Raw genomic sequence first — 22373 nt, 5'->3', positions numbered from 1 at the left:
TTGTCCACGCCTCGTTCGAGGCGGTATCTCACTGCCTGGTCGGTCATCCCGTCGCGGGCGGCCGCGATCAGGCCGTCCGGCCGGTCCAGGGCGCACCGCAGGGACAGGGCCCGCCGCTCGCCGAGGGACAGCTCGCACGTCTTCCACGCCTGCCGTCTGGTGGTTTTGGCGCTGGGGAGAACCTGGGGGTTTCCGCCCCCCGGACCTCGCCCCGGTCCCCGCAGCCGGTGCCGGCAGGCCGGCTTTTCCCTTCCCTCGGCTGGTCCGGTTCGGTAGCGGAGTGAACCGTTTCTTGAACTGCCGTCCCCTGTGCGGCCGTTCGAACCCCTGCCACGGTTCTTGTGGCGTACCACCGAGGTACGGGGAGAGAGGGTTCTCGGGTGAACATCAAGGTGAGATCGGCACTGGCGGCCGGAGTGCTCGCAGCTGCGGTGGTGACAGGAACGGCGGGCACCGCCCACGCGAACACCTACCAGCGCAACGTGATGCTCCAGGACTACGCCACCGGCTACTGCCTCGACAGCAACGGCGGCGACGTCTACACCAATCCGTGCCAGCCGGGGAACCCGTACCAGCGGTGGGACGTGGTCTCCTACGACGGCAACGTCGGCGGCTACTACGACCGCGTGCAGATCATCCACAAGAAGGAAGGCAACTGCCTCCGGGCCCAGCACTACCACTCGCAAGTCCCGGGCGGCACCCAGGACTGGACGGCCACCCGCGGGGCCGGATGCGAGTGGACCGACTACCACCAGCAGTGGAACCTGACCTGGGTCGGCAACACCTCCGGCAACCCGCGGCAGAGCTGGCAGTTCGCCAACTACCAGAGCGGGAGGGACGGCACCGGCCACGTCTTCTGCCTGGACCGCGGCCAGGACGGCCACGAGAACCAGCTCCTGTGGGACCAGGGCACCCCCAAGGGCGCTCCGGTCGCCAAGACCACCTGCTACAACCACACCAACCGGTACCAGATGTGGAACATGGTCCATTAGCGGGAGTCCCGGCGGCTCTGGCGTCGCTGGGGCCGCCCCGGGGCCCGCTCCGCCGAGGTGCCGGCGGCTCGCCGGCCGCTCTCGCCCGGAAGAGTTCGGCGATCTCCGCCTCGTCGTGCGCCGTGCGCGGCCGGCCACCGTGACCGGGTCGAGGACGGCGACGTGGAAGCCGCAGCCGGTCACCAGGAGTCGGGCTCGGCCGGACATCGCCGGGCGCTTCTTGTGGTTGCCGCCGCCGTGGCCCATCAGGACCAGGGGTGCGCGCTCCGTGGCGCCGTGGCCACGTACCATCGCCCGGTCCCGGCGGCCACCGGTCGCTGCGGTGGCCGCGACCTCCACGTCCTCCCCTCGCAGTGGCCGACCAGCCGGCCCTACGCACTGCGCCAGCGGTTGCGGCCCCCCGTGCTCGGGGCGCAGGTCATGGGCGTGCCCTTCGTCGTGACGCCCGTGGCGCCCTGTGGGGAGCAGAACGCGCCCGGGTGGACCACGCCCACGCCTCCTCCGCCGGCGCTGCCGCCCGAGGCTCCGCCCGTGCCCGGCTTCCTGTCGGGGTCCGGGCCGGGTTCCGTCGTCGGTTTCGGGTGCAGCTCCGTGTTCTTGCTCTTGGGGCACGGTGTGCCCGGCGGGGCCACGTGGATCTTCGGTGCCGCGTGCGCCGGGGCGAGGGGTGTGCCCGCCGACGGGCTCTGGAAGCAGACCGTCCAGTCGTCGTGGTCGTTCACCAGCTCGACGTCCGTGTAAGCGCTGTACGCCTCCGTGCCGCCGTCGACCAGCTTCTTTAAGGCATCCGACGCCTTGCCGTACGGCATGTTCACCACATCCGGCATCTGTGGATCAGCGGTCGGCGTGGGGGTCGGGGGCGGCGTCGGCGAAGGTGTCTCCGAGGGCGTCGGCGAGGGCGCCGGCGACGCCGACGCCCGTCCGGCCGGCTTCGGGGCCGCTGCCTTCCCCTTGCCTTCGTGCTCGGCCTTCGAGGGGGTCGCCACGAAGAGGGCCAGCCACAGAGCCGAGAGGACGATGGCGATGGTCTTCTTACGGCGCGGCCAGTCACTTAGCCACGCCAGGACGATGCCCACGGGCGGGAGGACCACCAGCAGGGCGATGACTACTCCCGGACGCTGCCACCAGCGGGCGTGCCGCGGCGGGGAGTGCGGTGACAGGACGGACACAGGGGCGCTCCCACGAGGCAAGTCGGGCTGGGCGCCGCACTCTAACCCCGGCGTTGAGGGGTGCGGAAGAAAATCACGGAACATCTCTGTGGAAGCTTCGGGGCCGCTCATCGGCGCCACCCCGCCGCCCCGCGCACCCCGGGCGATGGCTGGATACCGTGTAGCCAGGGGCGTGGAGCGGACGGGAGGGTGCGGGGCTGAGGAGTCAGCCCGCGCCGGGGGCCGAGAGCGGGCTGCGTCGAAAGGGGCGGAAGATGTCCTTCGTCACGTCCGCGATTGCCGCTTCGATGCTGGTGGCATCTCCGACGAGCGTTCAGTGCCAAGGCGTTGCCGTGAGCGAGTGGTTCGAGCCCGCGGCCGGCGGCGGTGTCCACGCCGCCGTCACCTTCCGTGCGGACGTCGTCCCCGACGGCGCCCGCGTCACCGTCGTCGAGCGCACCGGCCACGACGGCACGCACATCGCCCTGCGTCTGCACGGCGTCGAGGCCGGCCGGACGTTCGGCGCCCACGTGCACACCAAGCCGTGCGGTGCCAAGCCCGAGGATTCCGGGCCGCATTACCAGGACCGCAAGGACCCGAAGCAGCCGTCCACCGATCCCGCCTACGCCAACCCGCGCAACGAGGTGTGGCTGGACCTCACCACCGACCGGCGCGGCGACGGCGGCGCGTCCGCCGACGTCCAGTGGCGCTTCCGGGACGGCGAGGCCCGTTCCGTCGTCGTGCACGAGCACGCCACCGAGACCGGTGCCGGGCACGCCGGCATGGCCGGTGCCCGGCTCGCCTGCGTCAACGTGCCCTTCGTCTGAGGGGGTACAGCGCTGCGGGGCGCCCGTGACCGGGCGCCCCGCAGCGTTCGTCAGGCCGGCTGATCACCAGCCGCCGGTGCCGATCTCGACGCGGCTGTCGAGGCCGCCCTTCTGGCTGTTGCCCTTGTAGAGGTAGAGCTTTCCGGTCTCGCGGGCGTCGGAGTCGACGGCCACGAGGTCGGTGATGCCGTCGCCGTTGAAGTCGGCGGCCGCGTAGTCCGAGATGCCGTTCCAGCCGCCCGTGCCGATCTCCCTCGGGGAGTCGAACATCTCGGTGCCGGACTTGCCGGTGCCGGCGTACACGAACAGCTGGCCGGTGGCCGTCTTGGTGGCGATCAGGTCGGGGCCGCCGTCGCCGTTGAAGTCGCGCGCGGCGACGACCTTGTTCATGCCGTTCCAGCCCCCGGTGCCGACGAGGGTGCGGCTGCCCAGCGTGTCCAGGCCCTTCTTGCCGGTGTTCGGGTAGAGGAACAGCTCCCCGGTCTCGGTCTTCGCGGCGATGAGGTCCGCCTTGCCGTCGCCGTTGAAGTCGGCGGCCGCCAGGTGCTTCATGCCGTTCCAGCCGCCGGTCCCGATGAGGACGCGGTCACCGAGGGCGTCCAGGCCCTTCTTGCCGGTGCCGGGGTAGAGGAACAGCTCGCCCGTCTCCTTCTTCGCGGCGACCAGGTCGTCCTTGCCGTCGCCGTTGAAGTCGCCGACGGTGAGGTCCTTCATGCCGTTCCAGCCGCCCGTGCCGATGAGGACGCGGTCGCCGAGCATGTCGAGGCCCGACTTGCCGGTGTTCGGGTAGAGGAACAGCTCGCCGGTCTCGACCTTGACGGCCACGACGTCCTTCTTGCCGTCGGCGTTGAGGTCACCCGCCGTCAGCTCGGTCATGCCCGGGTCGGTGGGGGTGGGCTTGTCCGGGTACGGGTCGGCGTGGTCGTTGCCGAGCCCGGCCCGGGCGCCGCAGCTCGGCCAGGCGCCCGGGCCCTGGCCCTTGAGCACCTTCTCGGCGATGCGTATCTGCTCTTCCTTGCTGGCGAGGTCGGCGCGGGCGGCGTACTTCTTGCCGCCGTAGGACTCCCAGGTGTCCTGCGAGAACTGGAGGCCGCCGTAGTAGCCGTTGCCGGTGTTGATGTGCCAGTTGCCGCTGCTCTCGCACTGGGCGACCTTGTCCCAGGTGGCGACCGAGGCGGCCGAGGCCGTGCCGGAGCCGAAGAGGGAGAGGGCGGCGACGGGCGCCACGACCAGGGGGAGGAGGCGTCTGGCGATGCGGGACGAGGAAGACATGGATGACCTCTTGGTGAAGTTCACGGAACGTTCGCTGACGAGCTGAGAAGCCGGCGAGCTGAGAAGCTCGGAAGGTGAGGGGACCGGGGAGAGGGGCGGGAACTACCAGCCGCCGGTGCCGATTTCGGTGCGGCTGTCGAGGCCCTTGCCGTTGCCCTTGTAGAGGTAGAGCTTTCCGGTCTCGCCGCGGTCGGAGTCGACGGCGGCGAGGTCGGCGATGCCGTCGCCGGTGAAGTCGGCTGCGGCGTAGTCGGAGATGCCGTTCCAGCCGCCGGTGCCGATCTGGGTGCGGTCGCCGAGGGTGTCCAGGCCCTTCTTGCCGGTGCCGGGGTAGAGGAACAGCTCCCCGGTCTCGGTCTTGGTGGCGACGAGGTCGGGCTTGCCGTCCTTGTTGAAGTCGCCGGCGGCCAGCTTGTTCATGCCGTTCCAGCCGCCCGTGCCGATGAGGACGCGGTCGTCGAGAGCCTCCAGGCTCTTCTTGCCGGTGCCGGGGTAGAGGAACAGCTCGCCTGTCTCGCTCTTGACCGCACCCAGGTCCGTCTTGCCGTCGCCGTTGAAGTCACCGGCGAACAGGCCCTTCATGCCGTTCCAGCCGCCGGTCCCGATGAGGGCGCGGTCGTCGAGGGCCTCCAGGCTCTTCTTGCCGGTGCCCGGGTAGAGGAACAGCTCGCCTGTCTCGGCCTTGGTCGCGACGAGGTCGTCCTTGCCGTCGCCGTTGAAGTCGCCGACGGTGAGGTCCTTCATGCCGTTCCAGCCGCCCGTGCCGATCAGGACGCGGTCGCCGAGCATGTCGAGGCCCGACTTTCCGGTGTTGGGGTAGAGGAACAGCTCGCCGGTCTCGACCTTGACGGCCACGACGTCCTTCTTGCCGTCGGCGTTGAGGTCACCGGCGGTCAGCTGCGTCATGCCCGGGTCGCCGAGGGACGGGGCGACGTCGACGTAGTCGCGGTCGATGTTCAGCTGCGTGCCGCCGTGCGACTCGCTGACCTCACCCGCGTACTGGTGGACGCGCTGGTGGTGGGACCAGTAGCCGTCGGGGATGTAGCTGTCGTCGGTGTCGGCCTTGCTGTTCCAGTTCGCCGACCACACCACGTCCGGGCGGTGGTAGGAGTCGTTGTTGTAGACCGAGGAGAGGTCCTTCATGGCGCTGGACGCCGAGCCGTAGACGCCCGAGCGGAAGCCCAGCTCGCGGATCCGGTCGGACCAGCCGGACAGGTAGTTGAGGACGTTGGCGCGGTAGCCGGGGGAGTAGTTCTCCATGTCGACGTACAGCACCGTGCCCGGCGCGAAGCCCAGGTCCTTCGCCAGCTCGACGGCCTTCTCCGCGGCCGCGCGGCCCTGCCCCGTGGCGTTGCCGGAGGAGATGCCGGCGGCCTGCGTACCGGCGTAGATCGGCAGCATGTGCCAGCCGGCCCGGGTCTGGGTCTGCACCCAGGAGGAGGTCAGGTTGGGCTGGGCGCACACCCGTGTCGGGCCGCCGATGTAGATGCCGACGCCGCGGTAGGGCGAGTCGGCCCAGTCCGACATCGTGGAGTTGGAGGGGGCGGCGCAGGCGTCGAAGGCCTTGCCGGTGAACCCGGTGCTCGGCGTCACCGCGGCGGCGGCCGCGGCCAGGGGGGCCCGCGACGGCTTGGGCGCGGCGGCGGGCTTCGCCGACTTGTCGAGCTTCGCGGAGGAGAGGATCTTCTGGACGGCGGCGGTGGAGCCCTCGTAGCTGGCCGTGGCGAACAGGCCCGCGCCCTCGAACGCCACCCGCACCTCCCGCCCGTCGTCGGTGGGCAGCGTGCCGGGGACCTGCTGGCCTGCCGCGACGTTCACCGTCGGGACGTCCGGCCGGGGGGCGGCGCCGGAGACCGGCTCGACGACCAGCGCGTCGGTCTTCTGGCCGACCAGGTGGGTCGGGCAGTTCTGGTTGGCCCCGGGGTGACCGAGGTAGAGGGTCTTCTGGTCCAGCCGGACGCAGGTGTCCGGGTGGTCGTCGAGGTTCACCACGTTCCAGCCGGCGGGTACGTCCAGGGACAGTCCCTGGTACGAGACCGGGGCGCCGCCCTGGCCGGCCGGGGTGGCGGCGAGGGCCGAACCGGCGGACACCAGCGGGGCGGCGAGGACGGCGGCGGCCGCCACGAGCGTGGCCAGGCCGCGCACGTGCTTGGAGCTCATCATTTTCTCCACAAAGAGCGTCTGCAGGCGGGCGCGAGCCGGCCTGGGCTGGGCGGGAAGGGCGAAGGAGGGGGCGGGGTGGGCCCGGGCGGGGCGCGGGCCCACCCCTGGGAGGCGGCGCGCCGGCCGGTGTCATCCCCCGGCGGGGGCGGGAGCCGGAGGGCTCACCGGCGCGGCGCGTCGCGGGCTACCAGCCGCCGGTGCCGATTTCGGTGCGGCCGTCGAGGCCCTTGCCGTTGCCCTTGTAGAGGTAGAGCTTTCCGGTCTCGCCGCGGTCGGAGTCGACGGCGGCGAGGTCGGCGATGCCGTCGCCGGTGAAGTCGGCTGCGGCGTAGTCGGAGATGCCGTTCCAGCCGCCGGTGCCGATCTGGGTGCGGTCGCCGAGGGTGTCCAGCCCGGCCTTGCCGGTGCCGGGGTAGAGGAACAACTCGCCGGTCTCGGTCTTGGTGGCGACGAGGTCGGGCTTGCCGTCCTTGTTGAAGTCGCCGGCGGCCAGCTTGTTCATGCCGTTCCAGCCGCCCGTGCCGATGAGGGTGCGGCTGCCCAGGGTGTCGAGGCCCTTGTTGGCGGTGCCGGGGTAGAGGAACAGCTCGCCGGTCTCGTTCTTCGACGCGATGATGTCGGCCTTGCCGTCGCCGTTGAAGTCACCGGCGCTGAGGTTGTTCATGCCGTTCCAGCCGCCCGTGCCGATGAGGACGCGGTCGCCGAGGGCCTCCAGGCTCTTCTTGCCGGTGCCGGGGTAGAGGAACAGCTCGCCGGTCTCGGTCTTGGAGGCGACCAGGTCGTCCTTGCCGTCGCCGTTGAAGTCGCCGACCGTCAGGTTCTTCATGCCGTTCCAGCCGCCGCTGCCGATCTCGACGCGGTCGCCGAGCATGTCGAGGCCCGACTTGCCGGTGCCCGGGTAGAGGAACAGCTCGCCGGTCTCGACCTTGACGGCCACGACGTCCTTCTTGCCGTCGGCGTTGAGGTCACCGGCGGTCAGCTGCGTCATGCCGGGGTCGGACGGCCCGTCGTCCACGACGGACTTGTTGCGGACCGGGTAGTAGCTGCCCGCGTCGTAGCCCGAGAAGTAGGTGTAGGGGATCTCGCGGTAGTGGACGCCGCTGCCCGTGAACTCGTAGCCCCAGTAGGCGGAGTGGTCCGAGTTGGCCCACTTCTCGAAGAGCACGATGTGGCCGTAGTTGCCCGGCTTGGGGTTCAGCAGGGCGTCGCCCGCCTTGAGCTCGTTCTTGCTGATCTTCTCGGTCACGCCCTCGGGGCCGAACTCGGGGGTGGCCAGCGAGTCGCTGAGGTTCCAGGCCATGGACACGTAGCCGGAGCAGTCGGTGCGGTAACCCTTGTACGAGCCGCCCTGGTTGTAGGAGAGGCCGATGCCCACCCAGGACTTGGCGCGTTTGATCGCCTCACTGCGGGTGATCTTCGGGGCCAGCTTGGTGGCGCCGGCCACCAGGGAACTTCTGGGATGCGCCGGGGTGCGCGGGCCCTGACCCGCGCCACCCTTGTCGTTGTCCGCGGCCGGCGTGGCGGTGGCCGAAGCGGCGGGGGCGGGCGCCGGGGCGGCGAAGGCGGCGGTCGCGGTGGCGACCGTGCCACCGGTGATGGCGCACACCAGTGCGATGCCGATGGCGGACTTGCGCAGGTAGGCGTTCTCAGCCATGGAAATCTCCGTAGGAAGTGGTGTCAGGCAATGCGGTGCCGTCAGGCCGGCCGGAATGCCTGGTCGAGTCGTGGGGAACCGGTTCGGAAGGCGGCTGCCGCGGCGTTTCGGGCGGCGCTCGCTACGAGCCGGAAAGTCTGGGAAAGCCGGGCGGAGTTAATGCGTGGCGCCCGTGGAGTTCGGCGCCGGTAATGCCCGGAGTTTCGGATATCGGCGAGAGCCGGAAGCGGCCTCGGTGGTGTCTGCGGGCCGTCCGCCGCGGGCCGGCCCCGCCGTTTACTGCCAGCCCATGGACTGCCAGCCCATGGAGGGAAGGACCACCTTCTGCGCCTTGGCGTCCGCGGCGGCCGCCGGAGTGGCGCCGGTGGCGGCTTGCGTGAGGACGGCGGAGCCGAGCGCGAGGGCGACGACCGCGGCGGCCTTGGCGATTCGGGTGCGAAGCATCTCAGGTGGTCCCTTCGGGTGTGGACTTCGGGCGGCGAGCCGGCGGTCCAAGGGCATCCCGCGGTGATGCCTCTTTGGTCCAGCCGGTGCGTTCTCCGGTGCTCGCCGCCGGTGTTCCGTGCTGATGGGTAATAGCTTCGTCCCAGGTCAGACGGTGCGGAAGAGCTTTCCGGTGGCCCGAAGGGGCCCTGGACGGATCAGTCCACGAGGGGTGAGAGCTCCAGGGGGCCGTGCAGATCCAGCAGGGGGACCTGGGCCGTGGCGAGTTCCCATTCGGCGAGTTCGGGGCGGTGCGCGATCGTGCGCCGGCAAGCCTGTGCCGCGTGCAGTTCGGCCTGCTCCAGCCGCTCGGCGAGCAGGTATACCCCGAGTACGGGGTGCGGCTCGGCGTGCGCATGGACCGCGACGTGTTCGACGCGTTCCCTGGGCAGGGCGTGGGAACGGACCAATTCGCCGGTTCCGGGCGGAAGCGCCGCATTGTCCGGGCCCCGGAGGCTTACGTGCACGAGATACATGGCGCCAATCTCCCAAGCCGGGGCGGGGGGTGGCCAGGCATTCAAGCGGAACTTTTCAGTCCATGGCCTAAAGCGGCCACGGGATAGGGGCGGACAGGCCTACAAATATTCGTACATACATGCAATGATCTTGAAAGTATTGGGGAGACATCTCGTCTTTTCGGGGGTTGGGAATGCTGGACACGCTGGGACTCGATCCCAGATCCGAGCAGGTGTACCGGGGGCTGCTCGCCCTGCCGGGGGCGGGGGTCGCCGCCCTGGCGGACCATGTGGGACTGTCCGACGCCGACGTGCGTCACGGACTGGACGTGCTGAGCGAACTGTCGCTCGTGCGGCCGTCGGCTGAGCTGGGGGGCTTGCCGCGGGCCGTGTCGCCGGACATCGGACTCGACATCCTGATGTCACGTCAGCAGGCGCAGCTCGCCGAGCAGCAGAAGCGCCTGGAGGAGTCCCGGGTGGCCGCAGCCCAGCTCATCGCCGAGTTCGCCGACCAGCGGTCGGCGTCGGCGGGCTTCGGCGGCGAGCAGCTGGTCGGTATCGACGCCATCAGGGACCGCCTGAACGGGCTGACGCGCGACGTCCGTGAGGAGGTGCTGGCCTTCAGCCCCGACGGGGCGCAGACCAAGGAGAACCTCCAGGCGTCCCGCCCGCTGGACCGGCACCTGCTCGGACGGGGCGTGCGGATGCGCACGGTCTATCTCGACAGCGTGCGCAACAGCACCCACTCTGTGGCGTACGCGCAGTGGCTGACGGAGCTGGGCGGCCAGGTGCGCACGGCGCCCTCGCTGCCCACCCGGATGATCATCATCGACCGCACGACCGCGGTCATCCCCGTGAACAGCGAGGACTCGGCGGCCCGGGCCGTCGTCCTGACCGGCCAGGGCATGCTCACCGCCCTGTGCGCGCTCTTCGACGCCATCTGGTCCGCGGCGCAGCCGCTGGGTGAGGCGCCGGCCCGTGACGACCGGGGCCTGACCGCCCAGGAGGCGGCCACCATCCAACTGCTGGCCGAGGGACGCACCGACGAGGCCATCGCCAAGCGCCTGGGCGTCTCGCAGCGCACGGCCCGGCGCATCGCCACGGGCCTGATGGAGCGCCTCGGCGCACGCAGCCGGTTCGAGGCCGGGGTGCTGGCGGTGCAGGCGGGATGGCTGCCGAGCCGGGTGGCGGTGGGCCCGGCGGTGTGACACCCGCCGTGCGACACCCGCCGCGGACCGGCTCAGCGGAACGCGAAGTCCGAGTGCCCCGACGCCAGTTTCCGGCCGTCGGGGCCGTACGCCGTCACCCGCAGCTGCCAGGGCACCGGGGGTGTGGGGACGGTGAGCGTCGGCTTCCAGTCGGTGGTGCGCCAGGCCAGCACCGGGGAGCCGAGGGTGCTCTCCTCGCTCATGGGCAGCTCGGTGACGTCGTTGTACAGGTGCCACCGGAGGGAGCCCGCCCGGCCCTTGAGGCCGGTGAAGGTCACCTTCACCCGCACCCTGGTGACGGCCGGGTCACCCGTGCCCAGGGGGACGACGGCGGCGACGCGCGCCGAGACGCGGGGTTCCGGGCGGGGGTGCGGGGGAGCGGCGGCCCGCCCGACGAGGACGAAAGCGGCCACGGCCAGGGCCGAGGCCAGGCCGCACGCCACTCCGTACGCCAGGACGCGCCCTCGCGGTGTCGCCTCTCGCATGGGGGGAAGCTACACCCCGAATCGGCCATTGCGGGGCGAGACGGTCACCGTTCCCCCTCGTCATGGAACGTTCAGTACCACGGGCCTTCACAGTCACCCCAGCCACGCGCAATCTGAACGTATGACCCCCCTCCAGGCCCTGAACGCCGACCCCTTCACCCTCGGCGTCGCCTCCGGCGACCCCCTGCCAGGATCCGTCGTCCTGTGGACCAGACTCGCCCCCCGGCCCTTCGAGCCGGGCAGCGGCTTACCCGCCGACGGCGCCCTCGACGTCCAGTGGGAGCTGGCCTCCGACGAGTCGTTCCGCCACCTCCACCGCAGCGGCACCACCTCCGCGCCGGCCGAGGACGACCACACCGTCCACCTGGACGTGTGCGGCCTCGAACCCGACACCGTCTACTGGTACCGCTTCCGCGTCGGCAGATGGATCAGCCCCGTCGGCCGCACCCGCACCGCACCGGCCCCCGACGCGGACGTCGACGGCGTCCGCTTCGGGCTCGTCTCCTGCCAGCAGTACGACGAGGGCTACTACACCGCCCTCGCCCACCTCGCCGCGGAGGACCTGCACGCCGTCTTCTTCGTCGGCGACTACATCTACGAGAACGCCATCAACGCGCAGGCCGGCGCCCGCAACTACACCGACCACCCCCTGCCGGAGTTCTTCGACCACTGGACCTGGAACCTCACGGACTACCGCCTGCGCTACGCCCTGGGGAAGTCCGACCCCGACCTCCAGGCCGCCCACGCCGCCCACCCCTGGTTCGTCACCTGGGACGACCACGAGGTCGAGAACAACTACGCGGGCGACGTCTCGCAGAACAACGACCCCGTCGACGTCTTCCGCGCCCGCCGGGCCGCCGCCTACCGGGCGTACTGGGAGAACATGCCGCTGCGGGCCGGCCTCCGGCCCACGGGGCCGGACATGCGGCTCTACCGCCGCTTCCGCTACGGGCGGCTGGCGCAGTTCGACATCCTGGACACCCGCCAGTACCGCTCCGACCAGGCGTACGGCGACGGCTGGCAGTACCCCGGACCCGAGTCCGAGGACCCGGCGCGCACGCTCACCGGCGAGGCCCAGGAGCGCTGGCTGCTCGACGGCTTCCACGACTCCACCGCCCTGTGGAACGTCGTCGTCCAGCAGGTCGCCTTCTGCCGCCGCAAGAACACCACCGCGGACCGGTCCCGGCTCTCCATGGACGCCTGGGACGGCTACCCCGCGTCCCGGCAGCGCGTGCTCGACGGGGTGGAGCGGGCCGGCGTCGAGAACCTCGTCGTCCTCTCGGGGGACGTCCACGTCCACTACGCGATGGACGTCAAGAAGGACTTCGACGACCCCGGCTCCCGCACCCTGGGCGTCGAGGTGGTCGGGACCTCCGTCTCCAGCGGCTTCGACGGGGAGGAGCGGCCCGACGACTGGAACCTCCAGCTGGCCGCCAACCCCCACATGAAGTACTACGACGGCCGCCGCGGCTATGTGGTCGTCTCGCTCGACGCCACCCGGATGCAGGCCGACTTCCGCACCCTCTCCGGCGTGCTCACGCCGGGCGCCCCCGTCCAGACCTCCGCGCGCTTCGTCTCGGAGGCCGGTGCCCCGGGCTTCAGTGCGGCGTAGGACACATCGCACACGTAAGGGTCGGGGACCGTCCGCGCTCATGACACCATGGGTTCGCTTGAAGTTTCATCAATCGGCGCAGACCCATGGAGCCCCGCATGACGGACCCCGGCCCCGGCAAGGCCGTCCACGAACACACCCCCGCCCCGCCGGCGGCCGGCACGTCCCCGGCCGCGACGGCCGCCCGCCGCGCGAGCCTGATCGTCACCCTCGTCCTCGGCGGCCTGACGGCCCTGCCACCGCTCTCCATGGACATGTACCTCCCGGCCCTGCCCGAGGTCACCGACTCCCTGTACAGCCCGGCGGCCACCGTCCAGCTCACCCTCACCGCCTGCCTCATGGGCATGGCCCTCGGCCAGCTCGTCGTCGGCCCGCTCAGCGACCGGTGGGGCCGCCGCCGCCCGCTGCTCGCCGGCATGCTCGTCTACGTCGTGGCCACGGCGGTCTGCGCCTTCGCCTCCTCCGTCGAACTGCTCGTCGCCTTCCGCCTGGTCCAGGGCCTGGCCGGAGCGGCCGGCATCGTCATCGCGCGCGCCATGGTCCGCGACCTCTACGACGGCGACGCCATGGCCCGCTTCTTCTCCACCCTCATGCTGATCTCCGGTGTGGCCCCCGTCGTGGCTCCGCTCATCGGCGGCCAGATCCTCCGCCTGACCGACTGGCGGGGCGTCTTCGTCGTCCTCGCCGTCATCGGCGCCGTCCTGACCGTGGTCGTCTGGCGGCGGCTCGGGGAGACCCTGCCGCCGGACCGCCGCCACTCCGGCGGGCTCGGGGAGGCCCTGCGCACGATGCGCGGCCTGCTCGCAGACCGCGTCTTCACCGGCTACACCCTCGCCGGCGGCTTCGCCTTCGCCGCGCTCTTCGCCTACATCTCCGCCTCGCCCTTCGTCGTCCAGGACATCTACGGCGCCTCGCCGCAGACCTTCAGCCTGCTCTTCGGCCTCAACTCCGTCGGCCTGGTCGCCGTGGGCCAGGTCAACGGCAAGGTGCTCGTCGGGCGGGTGAGCCTCGACAAGGCGCTCGGCGCCGGCCTCGCCGTGATCACGCTGGCCTCGGCGGCCCTGCTGCTCATGACCTCCGGCGTCCTCGGCCACGTGGGCCTGGTCCCGGTGGCGGCCGGGCTCTTCGTCCTGATGTCCGCGATGGGCCTGGCCATGCCCAACACCAACACCCTCGCCCTGATGCGCTCCCGCGACGCCGCCGGCTCGGCGTCCGCCCTCCTGGGGACCTCCACGTTCCTGCTCGGGGCCGTCGCCTCGCCCCTGGTCGGCATAGCCGGCGAGCACACGGCCGTACCGATGGCGGCCGTGCAGCTCGGCTGCGCCCTCGCGGCCGTCCTGTGCTTCGTCGTCCTGTGCAGGCCGGGGCGGAGGGCCACCGCCACGGCGGACCCCGCCTGAGCGGCCGCCTAGAATTCACCAAATGCACGCCCCCGTGAACCCGCCGACCGGCGAGAACCTGCGCACCGTCCTCGCCGGACTCCTCGACGGGCTGCCGCCCAGCCAGGCCGCCAAGGCCGTCGAGCGGCTGATCGCCAACTACCGGGGGCGCACCCCGACCCACACCCCCGTGCTGCGCGACCGCTCCGACGTCGTCGCGTACGCGGCCTACCGCATGCCCGCCACCTTCGAGGCCGTACGGTCCGCGCTGGAGGCCTTCCGGGACCGGCTGCCGGCGTGGGAGCCCGCCTCCCACACCGACATCGGTGGCGGCACCGGCGCCGCCACCTGGGCCGTCGCCGCGGCCTGGCCCGGCGCCGAGCGGACGACGACGGTCCTGGACTGGGCGGAGCCCGCCCTGGCCCTCGGCGCCGAGCTGGCCCGGGCCGCCGCCGACCCCGCCCTGCGCGCCGCGCGGTGGCAGCGGCAGACGATCGGCACCGGGCTGGCCCTCGACGCCGGCACCGACCTGGTCACCGTCTCGTACGTGCTGGGCGAGCTGACGGAGGCCGACCGGCGGGCCGTGACCGAGGCGGCGGCCCGCGCCGCGCGGACCGTCGTCGTCGTCGAACCCGGCACCCCCGAGGGCTACCTGCGCGTCATCGAGGCGCGCGACCGCCTGATCGCGGCCGGCTTCCGCGTCGTCGCCCCCTGCCCGCACAGCGCGGCGTGCCCCATAGAACCGGGCGCCGACTGGTGCCACTTCGCGGCGCGCGTGAGCCGCTCGTCGCTGCACCGGCAGGTCAAGGGCGGCTCGCTGGCCTACGAGGACGAGAAGTTCTCGTACGTGGCGGCCGTCCGCGACGAGGACCCGCCGGCCGCCCCCGCCCGCGTCGTCCGCAAGCCGCAGATCCGCAAGGGCCAGGTCCTGCTCGACCTGTGCACCCCCGAGGACGGCCTGACCCGCGAGACGGTGACCAAGCGGCACGGGCCCCGGTACCGGGACGCGCGCGACGCGGACTGGGGCGACGCGTGGCCGCCCCGGTCCGGCTGACGCGGAGCCGTCAGAGCCCGGCGGTCCCCGTCCCGCCGGGCCCGGCGGGATCCCCGCGCAGCTCCTGGGTGCAGCACTTCACGCTGCCGCCCCCCTTCAGGAGCTCGCCGAGGTCCATCCCGACCGGCTCGTACCCCCGCGCCCGCAACGGCTCGAAGAGCCCCACCGCGCCCTGCGGCAGCAGCACGTGTCTGCCGTCGGACACCGCGTTGAGCCCCAGCGCCATCGCGTCCTCCTCGCTCGCGACGAGCGCGTCGGGGAACAGCCGCTCCAGGACCGCCCGGCTGCCGGGTGAGAAGGCGCCCGGGTAGTACATGATCTCGCCGTCGGTCGAGTCGTCGAGCACGCACAGCGCGGTGTCGAGGTGGTAGTAGCGCGGGTCGACCAGGTCGAGCCCGATGACCGGGCGCCCGAAGAACTCCTGCGCCTCGGGGTGCGAGAGCGGGCTGCTGCGGAAGCCCCGCCCGGCCAGCAGCCAGGAGGCGGTGACGGCGAAGTCGCCCTCGCCCTCGTTGATGTGCTGGGGCTCGCGCACACGGGCGTACCCGTGGGAGCGGAACCACGCCAGGTGGGCCGCGGCCTCCTCCCACCGCTCGGGGTGGGTGAAGCGGGCGCCCAGCACCCGGCCGTCGACGACGGTGGCCCCGTTGGCGGCGAAGACCATGTCGGGCAGGCCGGGGCGGGGTACCAGCTCCTCGACGGTGTGGCCGAGGGAGCGGTAGCGGTCGCGCAGCTCCTCCCACTGGGCGAGGGCGAGCGGCAGGTCGACCGGCTTGCCCGGGTCCATCCAGGGGTTGATCGAGTATGTGACCCGGAAGTACGTGGGCGGGCACATCAGATAGCGACGCGGGGTGGATGCACGCGGGGCGGTGATCAAGTCGCGCTCCTCACGGTGGTGTTGGGCACGCACGCCGTTGTCGTGCGTGCCCAAATGGTCCACGGTGGGAGACCTTCGCGCATGAACCGTACGGGTGGTTTACAAACCGCCCGCTCACGCTCCCGTGCCGCCGGACCGTCCCTCCCGCAACGCCCGCAGCAGCTCGCGCTTCTGTGCGAGCGCGTCGGTGCCGCTCCCGGCTCCCCGGCCGCCGCGGCCGCCGCCGCGGAGCGCCGTGCGGGAGAGGTTGCTGCGCGTGCCGCCGACTCCGAGCATGGCGCCGTTGTTGCCCCGGGTCATGGGGTTCCCCTCTCGTCCAGACTTGCGATTCAGTGAGACGCTCCGTCTCGTTGCGCCTCTAGGGTGAACGAGACGGTTCGTCTTGTCAACCTGTTCGAAGACGATACGGTTCGGATCGGCTCTCGCTAGACTCCCGTCATGGCCACCCCCAGGACCCCCGACTCCACCCGCCGCAGCGAGCGTTCCCGCCGGGCGATCTTCGACGCCGCCCTCGAACTCGTCGGCGAGGTCGGCTACGACAAGCTCACCATCGAGGGCATCGCCGCCCGGGCGGGCGTCGGCAAGCAGACGATCTACCGCTGGTGGCCGTCCAAGGCCGCCGTGCTGCTCGACGCCTTCACCGCGGACGCGGGCGACTACGAGGCCGGCCTCCCCGACACCGGCGACCTGGCCGCCGACCTCCGCTTCGTCCTCCGCGCCAGCGTGGACGAATTCAACGACCCGAAGTTCCAGGCCCCCTACCGCGCCCTCGCCGCCGCGGGCGCGAACGACGCCGAACTGTCCGCCGACTTCGTCGCCCGGCTCATGGAGCCCGGCATCAAGGTCTACACCGACCGGCTGCGCGCCGCCCGCGACCAGGGCCAGGTGGCCGAGGACGCCGATCTGCGCGTGGCCGCCGAGATGCTCCTCGGCCCCTTCAGCCAGCGCTGGCTCATGCGTACGGGTCCTCTCACGTACGAGTTCACCGACACCCTCGTGGACTTGGTCGTCCGGGCCGTCGCCAGGCGCTGAGGCCCCGGACGGCCCGTACGGGCGGCCCGGCACGCGGCCGGTCTCACACCCCCCGGATGCGTCCGGCGGTCACACCGGGAGCAGGATGGTGGCAGCATTGACCGGAGACCGCGGTCGAAGTGAGGGGATAGATGGAACGCAAGGGCAGGTTCTCCCAATGGCTGCGCCGCCCCAGGAGCGGAGCGGGCGGCGATACGGGCACGGGGGCGGCCGACGGGGCCGCCCGCGAGGAACTGCTCCTGGCCGCGGCCGCCGCGGGATTCCCGCTGGCCCCCGCCGCCCACCCCTCCGGGTACGGCTGTTCCTGTGAGCGCATCGGCTGTCCCACCCCCGGCCGCCACCCCGTCTCCTTCGCCTGGCAGACGCTGGCCACCACCGACCCCGAGAAGGTCACCAAGTGGCTGCGCGGCCAGCCCGAGGCCAACTTCGTCACCGCCACCGGCATCGCCCACGACGTGCTGGACGTGCCGGCCGAGGCCGGCCGGGCGGCCCTGGAGCGGCTGACGGCGGCCGGCGTCGAGGTGGGTCCCGTCGCCACCGTCGCCCCCGACCGCATGCTGTTCTTCACCGCCACCCGCGGCACCCCGGACGACGAGGACGAGTGGTGGCCCTGCGAGCTGGACTGTCACCCCGAGACGATGGACGAACATCCCGGCCTGCGCTGGCACTGCCGGGGCAGCTACGTGCTGCTGCCGCCCTCGCTGCCGCCGGGCGACGTGCGGGTGGCGTGGCTGCGCGGCCCCGAGCGGCCGCTGCCCGACCCGCTGACCCTGCTCGAAGCGCTCACGGACGCCTGCGCCCAGTACGCCGGCGACCGGCAGGACCACGAACAGCCCCACCCCTGGCCGATCGGCCGCTGAAGTCCCGCCCGTCCCGCGCGGTCACTCGCCCTTGGCGGCGGTCAGCGACTCGATCCGGTTGAGGAAGACCACCTGGCCGCCCGCCGTCCTCGGCGGCACGGCCACGGCCGACTCCGACACCCGGGTGTACGTCACCGCGTGCCTGAGGTCCCCGGAGAGCAGGGCCTTCGTCCGCGGATCGGTGACCGTGGGCCGCACGCCCTCGGCCATCGTGCGCTTCTCCCGGTGGTGCGCGGTGAAGAAGACCAGCGCGCCGCCGTCCGCCGTGCGCAGGCCGAAGGCGGGGAAGTCCGGCTCCTTCTCGGGGCTGTCGATGTAGTCGGTCCAGAAGTTGGGGGTCCGCGCCAGCCTGGCGCGCTCCTCCCGGAGCAGGGTCGTGGACCCGCCGGGAGCGAAAACGTTTCCGTCGCCGGTGCGCAGGTAGTCCGTGTACCTGCCGCTCACCGCGCCGGGCGCGAGCACCGGCGCCGGCTTCGAGGCGCCGCCCTTCGCGCCGCCCTTCGCACCGGACGCCGTCCCGGTGACCCCGGCCGCCGGCACCGCCTCCGCGTGTCCGTCCCCGTCCAGGGCGAAGGCCGGCACCTTCCCCTCGCCCAGCAGCGACAGGTACGCCGCCTTCCAGGGCTTCCCAGCGCCGGCCCGGGTGAAGACCACGAGCCAGCGGTTGCGGTCCCGGTTGCTGCGGGTGTCGGCGAGGAAGAACTTCGGCCAGCCGGCCATCGCGGGGACGGTGAACCGGGCGTCGTCCAGCTTCAGCGCCGGGTAGCCGGGGTTGCCCCCGGGCGTCGCCGCGCGCTGGGCGGCCAGGTCGGCCCGGCCGATCTCCGCGAGCGCGCCGGTCTCGACCCGGTCCACGAGGGCCGGGTCGAGCCTGCGGTACGCCTCGGTGTAGCCGTCCGTGAAGCGGCCGAGTGCCTTGGCGGCCTCAGCCCTGGTCACCGCCGGGACGACCGCCCGTTCGCCGTGCACCGTCACGCAGCCCGTCGCCGTCAGCAGTGCCGCCGCCGTCAGCGCCGCTGCCGGGAACACTCGACGTGGCGACCGGCGTCTCATCGCGCTTCGACTCCTCGGTGACTGCTGGGGACGGCGACACCCTACCGGCACGCCCCGGCGCGAAGAACAGCACCAGGGTCGGCACCACGTACAGCGCCCACACCCCGACCTGCACCCACGTCGGGTCGGGCTGGAAGTTGAAGACGCCCTTCAGCAGCGTGCCGTACCAGCTGTCGACGGGGATCTGCTCGCTGACGTCGAAGGCCCTGTCGCCCAGCCCCGGCAGGACGTCGGCCTCCTGGAGGTCGTGGAAGCCGTAGGCGAGGACGCCCGCCGCGACGACGATGAGCATGCCGCCGGTCCAGGTGAAGAACTTCGCCAGGTTGATCTTCAGCGCGCCGCGGTAGAACAGCCAGCCCAGCAGCACGGCGGTCAGCAGGCCGAGCAGCGCGCCGACCAGCGGCCGCACGCCGTCGTCGGTGGCCTGCACGGCCGTCCAGATGAACAGCGCGGTCTCCAGGCCCTCCCGGCCCACGGCCAGGAAGGCGGTGACGACCAGCGCGGTCGTGCCCATCGCGAGCGCCGCGTCCAGCTTGCCGTGCAGCTCCTTCTTCAGGTGCCGCGCGGTGCGCCGCATCCAGAAGACCATCCACGTCACGAGGCCGACCGCGACGACCGACAGCGAGCCGCCGAGCATCTCCTGCGCCTCGAACGTCATCGTCTGCGAGCCGTACTGGAGCAGGGCGCCGAAGCCCATGCTCAGCAGGACGGCCACGGCGATGCCGAGCCAGACCGGGCGCAGGGCGTCCCGCCGCCCGGTCTTGACGAGGTAGGCGACGAGGATGCAGACGACCAGGCTGGCCTCCAGGCCCTCGCGCAGGCCGATCAGGTAGTTGCCGAACACGCGGCCTCCCCTTCCGTGGTGCGTCCGTGGATCACGCGAACAGGGCCTTGCCCCACCAGTCGCCCTTGTCCCGGACGCCCGGCGGCACGGCGAAGACCGCCGAACCCACGTGCTGGATGTACTCGTTCAGCGCGTCGTTGCGGGCGAGGTTCGTCTGGAGCGGCACGAAGCCGTCCCGGACGTCACGCTGGTAGGCGATGAAGAACAGGCCCGCGTCCAGCCGGCCCAGCCCGTCGGTGCCGTCGGTGAAGGAGTAGCCGCGGCGCAGGATGGTCACGCCGTTGTTGCTGTCGGGGTGGGCGAGGCGCACGTGCGCGTCCGGCTTCATGGCCTTCAGCAGCGGCTCGTCGTGCTCGCGCTCCCTGCCGACCGGGGCGCCCTCGGCCTTGTCGCGGCCGAAGACGTCCTCCTGCTCCCGGAGCGAGGTGCGGTCCCAGGTCTCGATGTGCATGCGGATGCGGCGGGCGACGAGGTACGAGCCGCCGGTCATCCAGTCCGGGCCGTCCTTCTCGCCGACCCACACGTGCTTGTCGAGCCGGGCGGTCTCGGTGCCGGCGATGTTCCGCGTGCCGTCCTTGAAGCCCATCATGTTGCGCGGGGTCTGGGCGTCCGGCGTCGTGGACGAGGTCTTGCCGAAGCCGAGCTGCGACCAGCGGATGGCGACCTTGCCCATGCCGATGCGGGCCAGGTTGCGGATCGCGTGCACCGCGACCTGCGGGTCGTCGGCACAGGCCTGGACGCACAGGTCGCCGCCGCTGCGGGCCGGGTCGAGGTTGTCGCCGGGGAAGGCGGGCAGGTCGATCAGGGCCTTGGGGCGGCGGGCGCGGAGCCCGAAGCGGTCCTTGCCGTCCTTCTCGAACAGGCCGGGGCCGACGCCGAAGGTCAGGGTCAGCCGGGACGGCTTGAGGCCGAGCGCCTCGCCGGTGTCGTCCGGGGGCAGTTCCTCGTTGTCGCTGATCGCGCCGTCGCCGACCTCGTGGCCGGCCGTCATGCGGGCCGCGGCGGCCGTCCAGTCCTGGAGCAGCTTGACCAGCGCGGCACGGTCGGTCGTGGTCACGTCGAAGGACGCGAAGTGCAGCCGGTCCTGGACGGGCGTCGCGATGCCGGCCTGGTGGGCGCCGTGGAAGGGCACGGCGTCGCCTCCGGAGGCGACGGGCTGGGCGTCGGCGCCGGTCCGCAGGGCGGCGGCGGTGCCGCCGGCCGCGGCGGCGCCGAGCGCGAGGCCGGCGCCGCCCCAGCCGAGCAGGGCGCGGCGGGAGGGACGCGGGGACGCGGTGTCCGCGGCGGGCCCGGCGTTCCGTTCGGAGCCGGTGGTGGTGTTCGCTTCAGTCATCGTCCGAACCCTTACTTGGCGACGGCGCCGGCGAGCTTGGACAGCGGCTCGGACAGGGCGTTGACCGCGTCCGAGAGCTTCTTGCGGTCGTCCTTGCCGACCGCGTCGTACGACTTGAAGCCGTCGCCGTCGCGGTAGTCGCCGAGCAGCTTCTTCAGGTTCGCGAACTGGGTGTCGAGTTCCTTGGCGAGCGCGGCGTCGTTCTTGGCGGCGACGGGCTTCAGCAGCTCGTAGGCCTTCTCGGCGCCCTCGACGTTGGCCTGGAAGTCGGTCAGGTCGGTGTGGCTGTAGCGCTCCTCCTCACCGGTCACCTTGCGGGTGGCCACCTCGTCGAGCAGCTCCTTGGCGCCGTTGGCCATGCTGGTCGGGGTGATCTCGGCGGTGCCGACGCGCTTCTGCCAGTCCTTGAGGTCCGTCATCAGCTGGTCGGCGAGCTTCTTGTCGTCGTCGCCGATCTGCTTGGTCTCCCACAGCGACTTCTCGAGCTTGTGCCAGCCGGTCCACTGCTGGTCCTTCTCCAGGCCGTCCTCGCGGACGTCGACCTTCGGGTCGATGTCGCCGAAGGACTCCGCCACCGGCTCGGTGCGCTCCCAGCCGACGCGGGAGAGGGCGTAGTTCTTCTGCGCCTCCTCCAGGTCGCCGTTCTTGACGGCGTCGGCGAACTTCTGGGCGGCCGAGACGGTCTCGTCGGCCTGCTGCTGCACGTAGGCGCGGTATGCGGCGACGGCCTTGTCCAGCTCCGGGTCCGTCTTCTTCGCGGCGCCGCCACCACCGGTCACGGTGATCTTCTGCCGGATGCCGTCGCCCTTCATTCCGGGCTTGCAGGCGATCTCGTAGGAACCGGCCTTGATGGTGGCGGTGATCTCGGTCTTGGTGCCCGGGCCTATGTTCTCCCGCTCCGTGACGATCCGGTCGCCCTCGCCGTAGACGTACACCTCGGTGACCTTGGAGCCCTTGTTCTCCACGGCGATCTTCACGTGACCCGAGGGGAACGTGGTCTTCGAGACCTCGCACTTGTCGTCGGAGGCGGCGACCTTGATCGCGTCCGATCCCTTGCCGTCCGACTTCTCGGCACAACCGGACACGACGGTCAGAGCCGCGGCCGCCGCGACGGCGGTGACGGCGGAGGAGCGGAGGACTCGCATGGGGGCTCCCAGGCTCTCGGATAGGGCGGAACAGGACATGGCCAAAAAGCACCGGCCGAATAAGGTCGCCCTAACTTATCTGAGGCTTGCCTACCCTGTTCCCCGATCGGTGCGTGATTCTGCTCTCACGAGGCAAAATTTCTTCCAGTACGGCCCCAGAGGCATCACGTGTCCCACGGCGCGCCTCTCCGTGGAGAGGCTCCCTCGCATTCGGGGTCCGGGAATGGACACGGCCCGACAACGCCGCGCCGACGGCCCCCGATACGGGCCCGCCCGTGCCGGGGTTCCGCCGGCCGGGGCGGCGGGGCGCGCGGGCGGGGGGCGGATCCGGCCATCCCGGCGGTCGCCGCCGTACGCGCTCCACGGTCTTCCCGATCCGGGTGCGGCATCCTCCGCCCCCGCGCGTCTTCACGGGGTGAGCGGGCCTGGCGGATTGTGCGATTCCGATTCCGTTTTCCATTCCGCTTGCGATTTCGCCTACGGTCATTGCGATCTGA

21 protein-coding genes and 1 pseudogene are annotated in these 22373 nt (G+C 71.8%); 8 read left to right on the top strand and 14 right to left on the bottom strand.

Translation table 11 applies throughout. The features are described 5' to 3' along the window. Positions 1-380: 380 nt before the first annotated feature. A complete protein-coding gene (locus CYQ11_RS08695) occupies positions 381-992 on the top strand; it encodes a ricin-type beta-trefoil lectin domain protein (protein ID WP_146104656.1) in 612 nt (203 codons plus the stop codon). Between the two features lie 55 nt (positions 993-1047). Here CYQ11_RS08695 and CYQ11_RS30230 read toward each other — a convergent pair. Next, positions 1048-1259, bottom strand: a pseudogene (locus tag CYQ11_RS30230) (alpha/beta hydrolase); the annotation flags it as partial. A 104-nt stretch (positions 1260-1363) separates the two neighbouring features. Then, positions 1364-2161, bottom strand: a complete 798-nt coding sequence (locus CYQ11_RS08685) for a PASTA domain-containing protein (RefSeq protein ID WP_099200740.1) — start codon at positions 2159-2161, stop codon at positions 1364-1366. A 332-nt stretch (positions 2162-2493) separates the two neighbouring features. Between CYQ11_RS08685 and CYQ11_RS08680 the strand changes: the two genes are divergently transcribed. Further along, positions 2494-2967 carry a superoxide dismutase family protein gene (locus CYQ11_RS08680; protein WP_338105652.1) on the top strand — a complete coding sequence of 158 codons (474 nt, stop codon included), beginning with the start codon at positions 2494-2496 and terminating at the stop codon, positions 2965-2967. Between the two features lie 63 nt (positions 2968-3030). On the opposite strand, the gene CYQ11_RS08675 is transcribed toward CYQ11_RS08680, so the two are convergent. The 5 genes from CYQ11_RS08675 to CYQ11_RS08660 form a co-directional block, all read right to left on the bottom strand. Further along, positions 3031-4239, bottom strand: a complete 1209-nt coding sequence (locus CYQ11_RS08675) for an FG-GAP-like repeat-containing protein (protein WP_099200742.1) — start codon at positions 4237-4239, stop codon at positions 3031-3033. A gap of 102 nt (positions 4240-4341) precedes the next feature. Then, complete coding sequence (locus CYQ11_RS08670) at positions 4342-6399, bottom strand: glycoside hydrolase domain-containing protein (RefSeq protein ID WP_181143617.1); 2058 nt, start codon at positions 6397-6399, stop codon at positions 4342-4344. A gap of 187 nt (positions 6400-6586) precedes the next feature. Continuing rightward, entirely contained in the window at positions 6587-8056 is a 1470-nt protein-coding gene (locus tag CYQ11_RS08665; protein WP_099200744.1) for a C40 family peptidase, read from the bottom strand. Between the two features lie 276 nt (positions 8057-8332). After that, on the bottom strand, positions 8333-8500 hold the full coding sequence (locus tag CYQ11_RS29470; RefSeq protein ID WP_181143616.1) for a hypothetical protein: 168 nt from the start codon (positions 8498-8500) through the stop codon (positions 8333-8335). Positions 8501-8697: 197 nt separating this feature from the next. Beyond that, a complete protein-coding gene (locus CYQ11_RS08660) occupies positions 8698-8949 on the bottom strand; it encodes a hypothetical protein (protein ID WP_099200745.1) in 252 nt (83 codons plus the stop codon). Between the two features lie 239 nt (positions 8950-9188). On the opposite strand from CYQ11_RS08660, the gene CYQ11_RS08655 reads away from it, so the two are divergent. Then, positions 9189-10202 (top strand): helix-turn-helix domain-containing protein, encoded by a 1014-nt coding sequence (locus CYQ11_RS08655; protein WP_099200746.1) that lies wholly within the window; start codon positions 9189-9191, stop codon positions 10200-10202. 32 nt (positions 10203-10234) lie between these two features. On the opposite strand, the gene CYQ11_RS08650 is transcribed toward CYQ11_RS08655, so the two are convergent. After that, positions 10235-10687 (bottom strand): hypothetical protein, encoded by a 453-nt coding sequence (locus CYQ11_RS08650; protein WP_146104655.1) that lies wholly within the window; start codon positions 10685-10687, stop codon positions 10235-10237. 121 nt (positions 10688-10808) lie between these two features. On the opposite strand from CYQ11_RS08650, the gene CYQ11_RS08645 reads away from it, so the two are divergent. The 3 genes from CYQ11_RS08645 (at position 10809) to CYQ11_RS08635 (ending at position 14732) form a co-directional block, all read left to right on the top strand. Then, on the top strand, positions 10809-12299 hold the full coding sequence (locus tag CYQ11_RS08645) for an alkaline phosphatase D family protein (RefSeq protein ID WP_240003525.1): 1491 nt from the start codon (positions 10809-10811) through the stop codon (positions 12297-12299). Between the two features lie 98 nt (positions 12300-12397). Then, positions 12398-13699 carry a multidrug effflux MFS transporter gene (locus tag CYQ11_RS08640; RefSeq protein WP_240003526.1) on the top strand — a complete coding sequence of 434 codons (1302 nt, stop codon included), beginning with the start codon at positions 12398-12400 and terminating at the stop codon, positions 13697-13699. Between the two features lie 22 nt (positions 13700-13721). Then, a complete protein-coding gene (locus CYQ11_RS08635) occupies positions 13722-14732 on the top strand; it encodes a small ribosomal subunit Rsm22 family protein (RefSeq protein WP_099200750.1) in 1011 nt (336 codons plus the stop codon). A gap of 10 nt (positions 14733-14742) precedes the next feature. On the opposite strand, the gene ddaH is transcribed toward CYQ11_RS08635, so the two are convergent. Both ddaH and CYQ11_RS08625 read right to left on the bottom strand, forming a co-directional pair. Then, the gene (ddaH, locus tag CYQ11_RS08630) at positions 14743-15609 is read right to left on the bottom strand and encodes a dimethylargininase (protein WP_338105665.1); all 867 of its coding nucleotides are present in this window, start codon (positions 15607-15609) and stop codon (positions 14743-14745) included. Between the two features lie 114 nt (positions 15610-15723). Further along, positions 15724-15909, bottom strand: a complete 186-nt coding sequence (locus tag CYQ11_RS08625) for a DUF6243 family protein (RefSeq protein WP_099200751.1) — start codon at positions 15907-15909, stop codon at positions 15724-15726. 138 nt (positions 15910-16047) lie between these two features. Between CYQ11_RS08625 and CYQ11_RS08620 the strand changes: the two genes are divergently transcribed. Both CYQ11_RS08620 and CYQ11_RS08615 read left to right on the top strand, forming a co-directional pair. Beyond that, complete coding sequence (locus CYQ11_RS08620; protein ID WP_099200752.1) at positions 16048-16641, top strand: TetR/AcrR family transcriptional regulator; 594 nt, start codon at positions 16048-16050, stop codon at positions 16639-16641. Between the two features lie 131 nt (positions 16642-16772). Further along, positions 16773-17501 carry a bifunctional DNA primase/polymerase gene (locus CYQ11_RS08615; RefSeq protein WP_099200753.1) on the top strand — a complete coding sequence of 243 codons (729 nt, stop codon included), beginning with the start codon at positions 16773-16775 and terminating at the stop codon, positions 17499-17501. A 21-nt stretch (positions 17502-17522) separates the two neighbouring features. Here CYQ11_RS08615 and CYQ11_RS08610 read toward each other — a convergent pair whose 3' ends face one another. From CYQ11_RS08610 to efeO, 4 genes are read right to left on the bottom strand one after another with little or no spacing between them, the layout of a single operon-like run. Further along, positions 17523-18530, bottom strand: coding sequence for an SCO2278 family lipoprotein (locus tag CYQ11_RS08610; RefSeq protein ID WP_099200754.1), 1008 nt, complete (start codon positions 18528-18530; stop codon positions 17523-17525). Then, positions 18427-19398 carry an iron uptake transporter permease EfeU gene (gene efeU, locus CYQ11_RS08605; protein ID WP_099200755.1) on the bottom strand — a complete coding sequence of 324 codons (972 nt, stop codon included), beginning with the start codon at positions 19396-19398 and terminating at the stop codon, positions 18427-18429. Before efeU ends, CYQ11_RS08610 begins: the two co-directional genes overlap by 104 nt. A 31-nt stretch (positions 19399-19429) precedes the next feature. Beyond that, positions 19430-20731 (bottom strand): iron uptake transporter deferrochelatase/peroxidase subunit, encoded by a 1302-nt coding sequence (efeB, locus tag CYQ11_RS08600; protein ID WP_099200756.1) that lies wholly within the window; start codon positions 20729-20731, stop codon positions 19430-19432. Between the two features lie 11 nt (positions 20732-20742). After that, the gene (efeO, locus tag CYQ11_RS08595) at positions 20743-21876 is read right to left on the bottom strand and encodes an iron uptake system protein EfeO (protein ID WP_099200757.1); all 1134 of its coding nucleotides are present in this window, start codon (positions 21874-21876) and stop codon (positions 20743-20745) included. Positions 21877-22373: the final 497 nt, after the last annotated feature.

It is taken from the genome of Streptomyces cinnamoneus, from assembly GCF_002939475.1.
Taxonomy (GTDB): domain Bacteria; phylum Actinomycetota; class Actinomycetes; order Streptomycetales; family Streptomycetaceae; genus Streptomyces; species Streptomyces cinnamoneus_A.
The sequence above is the reverse complement of the archived record's forward strand: the minus strand, read 5'-3'. Positions and strand labels throughout refer to the sequence as shown.

Bases quoted from the DNA above. Each gene is read 5' to 3' on its own strand.
- CYQ11_RS08675 (WP_099200742.1), bottom strand. From the start codon at position 4,239: ATGTCTTCCTCGTCCCGCATCGCCAGACGCCTCCTCCCCCTGGTCGTG.
- CYQ11_RS08670 (WP_181143617.1), bottom strand. From the start codon at position 6,399: ATGAGCTCCAAGCACGTGCGCGGCCTGGCCACGCTCGTGGCGGCCGCC.
- CYQ11_RS08665 (WP_099200744.1), bottom strand. From the start codon at position 8,056: ATGGCTGAGAACGCCTACCTGCGCAAGTCCGCCATCGGCATCGCACTG.
- CYQ11_RS29470 (WP_181143616.1), bottom strand. From the start codon at position 8,500: ATGCTTCGCACCCGAATCGCCAAGGCCGCCGCGGTCGTCGCCCTCGCG.
- CYQ11_RS08655 (WP_099200746.1), top strand. From the start codon at position 9,189: ATGCTGGACACGCTGGGACTCGATCCCAGATCCGAGCAGGTGTACCGG.
- CYQ11_RS08650 (WP_146104655.1), bottom strand. From the start codon at position 10,687: ATGCGAGAGGCGACACCGCGAGGGCGCGTCCTGGCGTACGGAGTGGCG.
- CYQ11_RS08645 (WP_240003525.1), top strand. From the start codon at position 10,809: ATGACCCCCCTCCAGGCCCTGAACGCCGACCCCTTCACCCTCGGCGTC.
- CYQ11_RS08640 (WP_240003526.1), top strand. From the start codon at position 12,398: ATGACGGACCCCGGCCCCGGCAAGGCCGTCCACGAACACACCCCCGCC.
- CYQ11_RS08635 (WP_099200750.1), top strand. From the start codon at position 13,722: ATGCACGCCCCCGTGAACCCGCCGACCGGCGAGAACCTGCGCACCGTC.
- CYQ11_RS08625 (WP_099200751.1), bottom strand. From the start codon at position 15,909: ATGACCCGGGGCAACAACGGCGCCATGCTCGGAGTCGGCGGCACGCGC.
- CYQ11_RS08620 (WP_099200752.1), top strand. From the start codon at position 16,048: ATGGCCACCCCCAGGACCCCCGACTCCACCCGCCGCAGCGAGCGTTCC.
- CYQ11_RS08615 (WP_099200753.1), top strand. From the start codon at position 16,773: ATGGAACGCAAGGGCAGGTTCTCCCAATGGCTGCGCCGCCCCAGGAGC.
- efeB (WP_099200756.1), bottom strand. From the start codon at position 20,731: ATGACTGAAGCGAACACCACCACCGGCTCCGAACGGAACGCCGGGCCC.
- efeO (WP_099200757.1), bottom strand. From the start codon at position 21,876: ATGCGAGTCCTCCGCTCCTCCGCCGTCACCGCCGTCGCGGCGGCCGCG.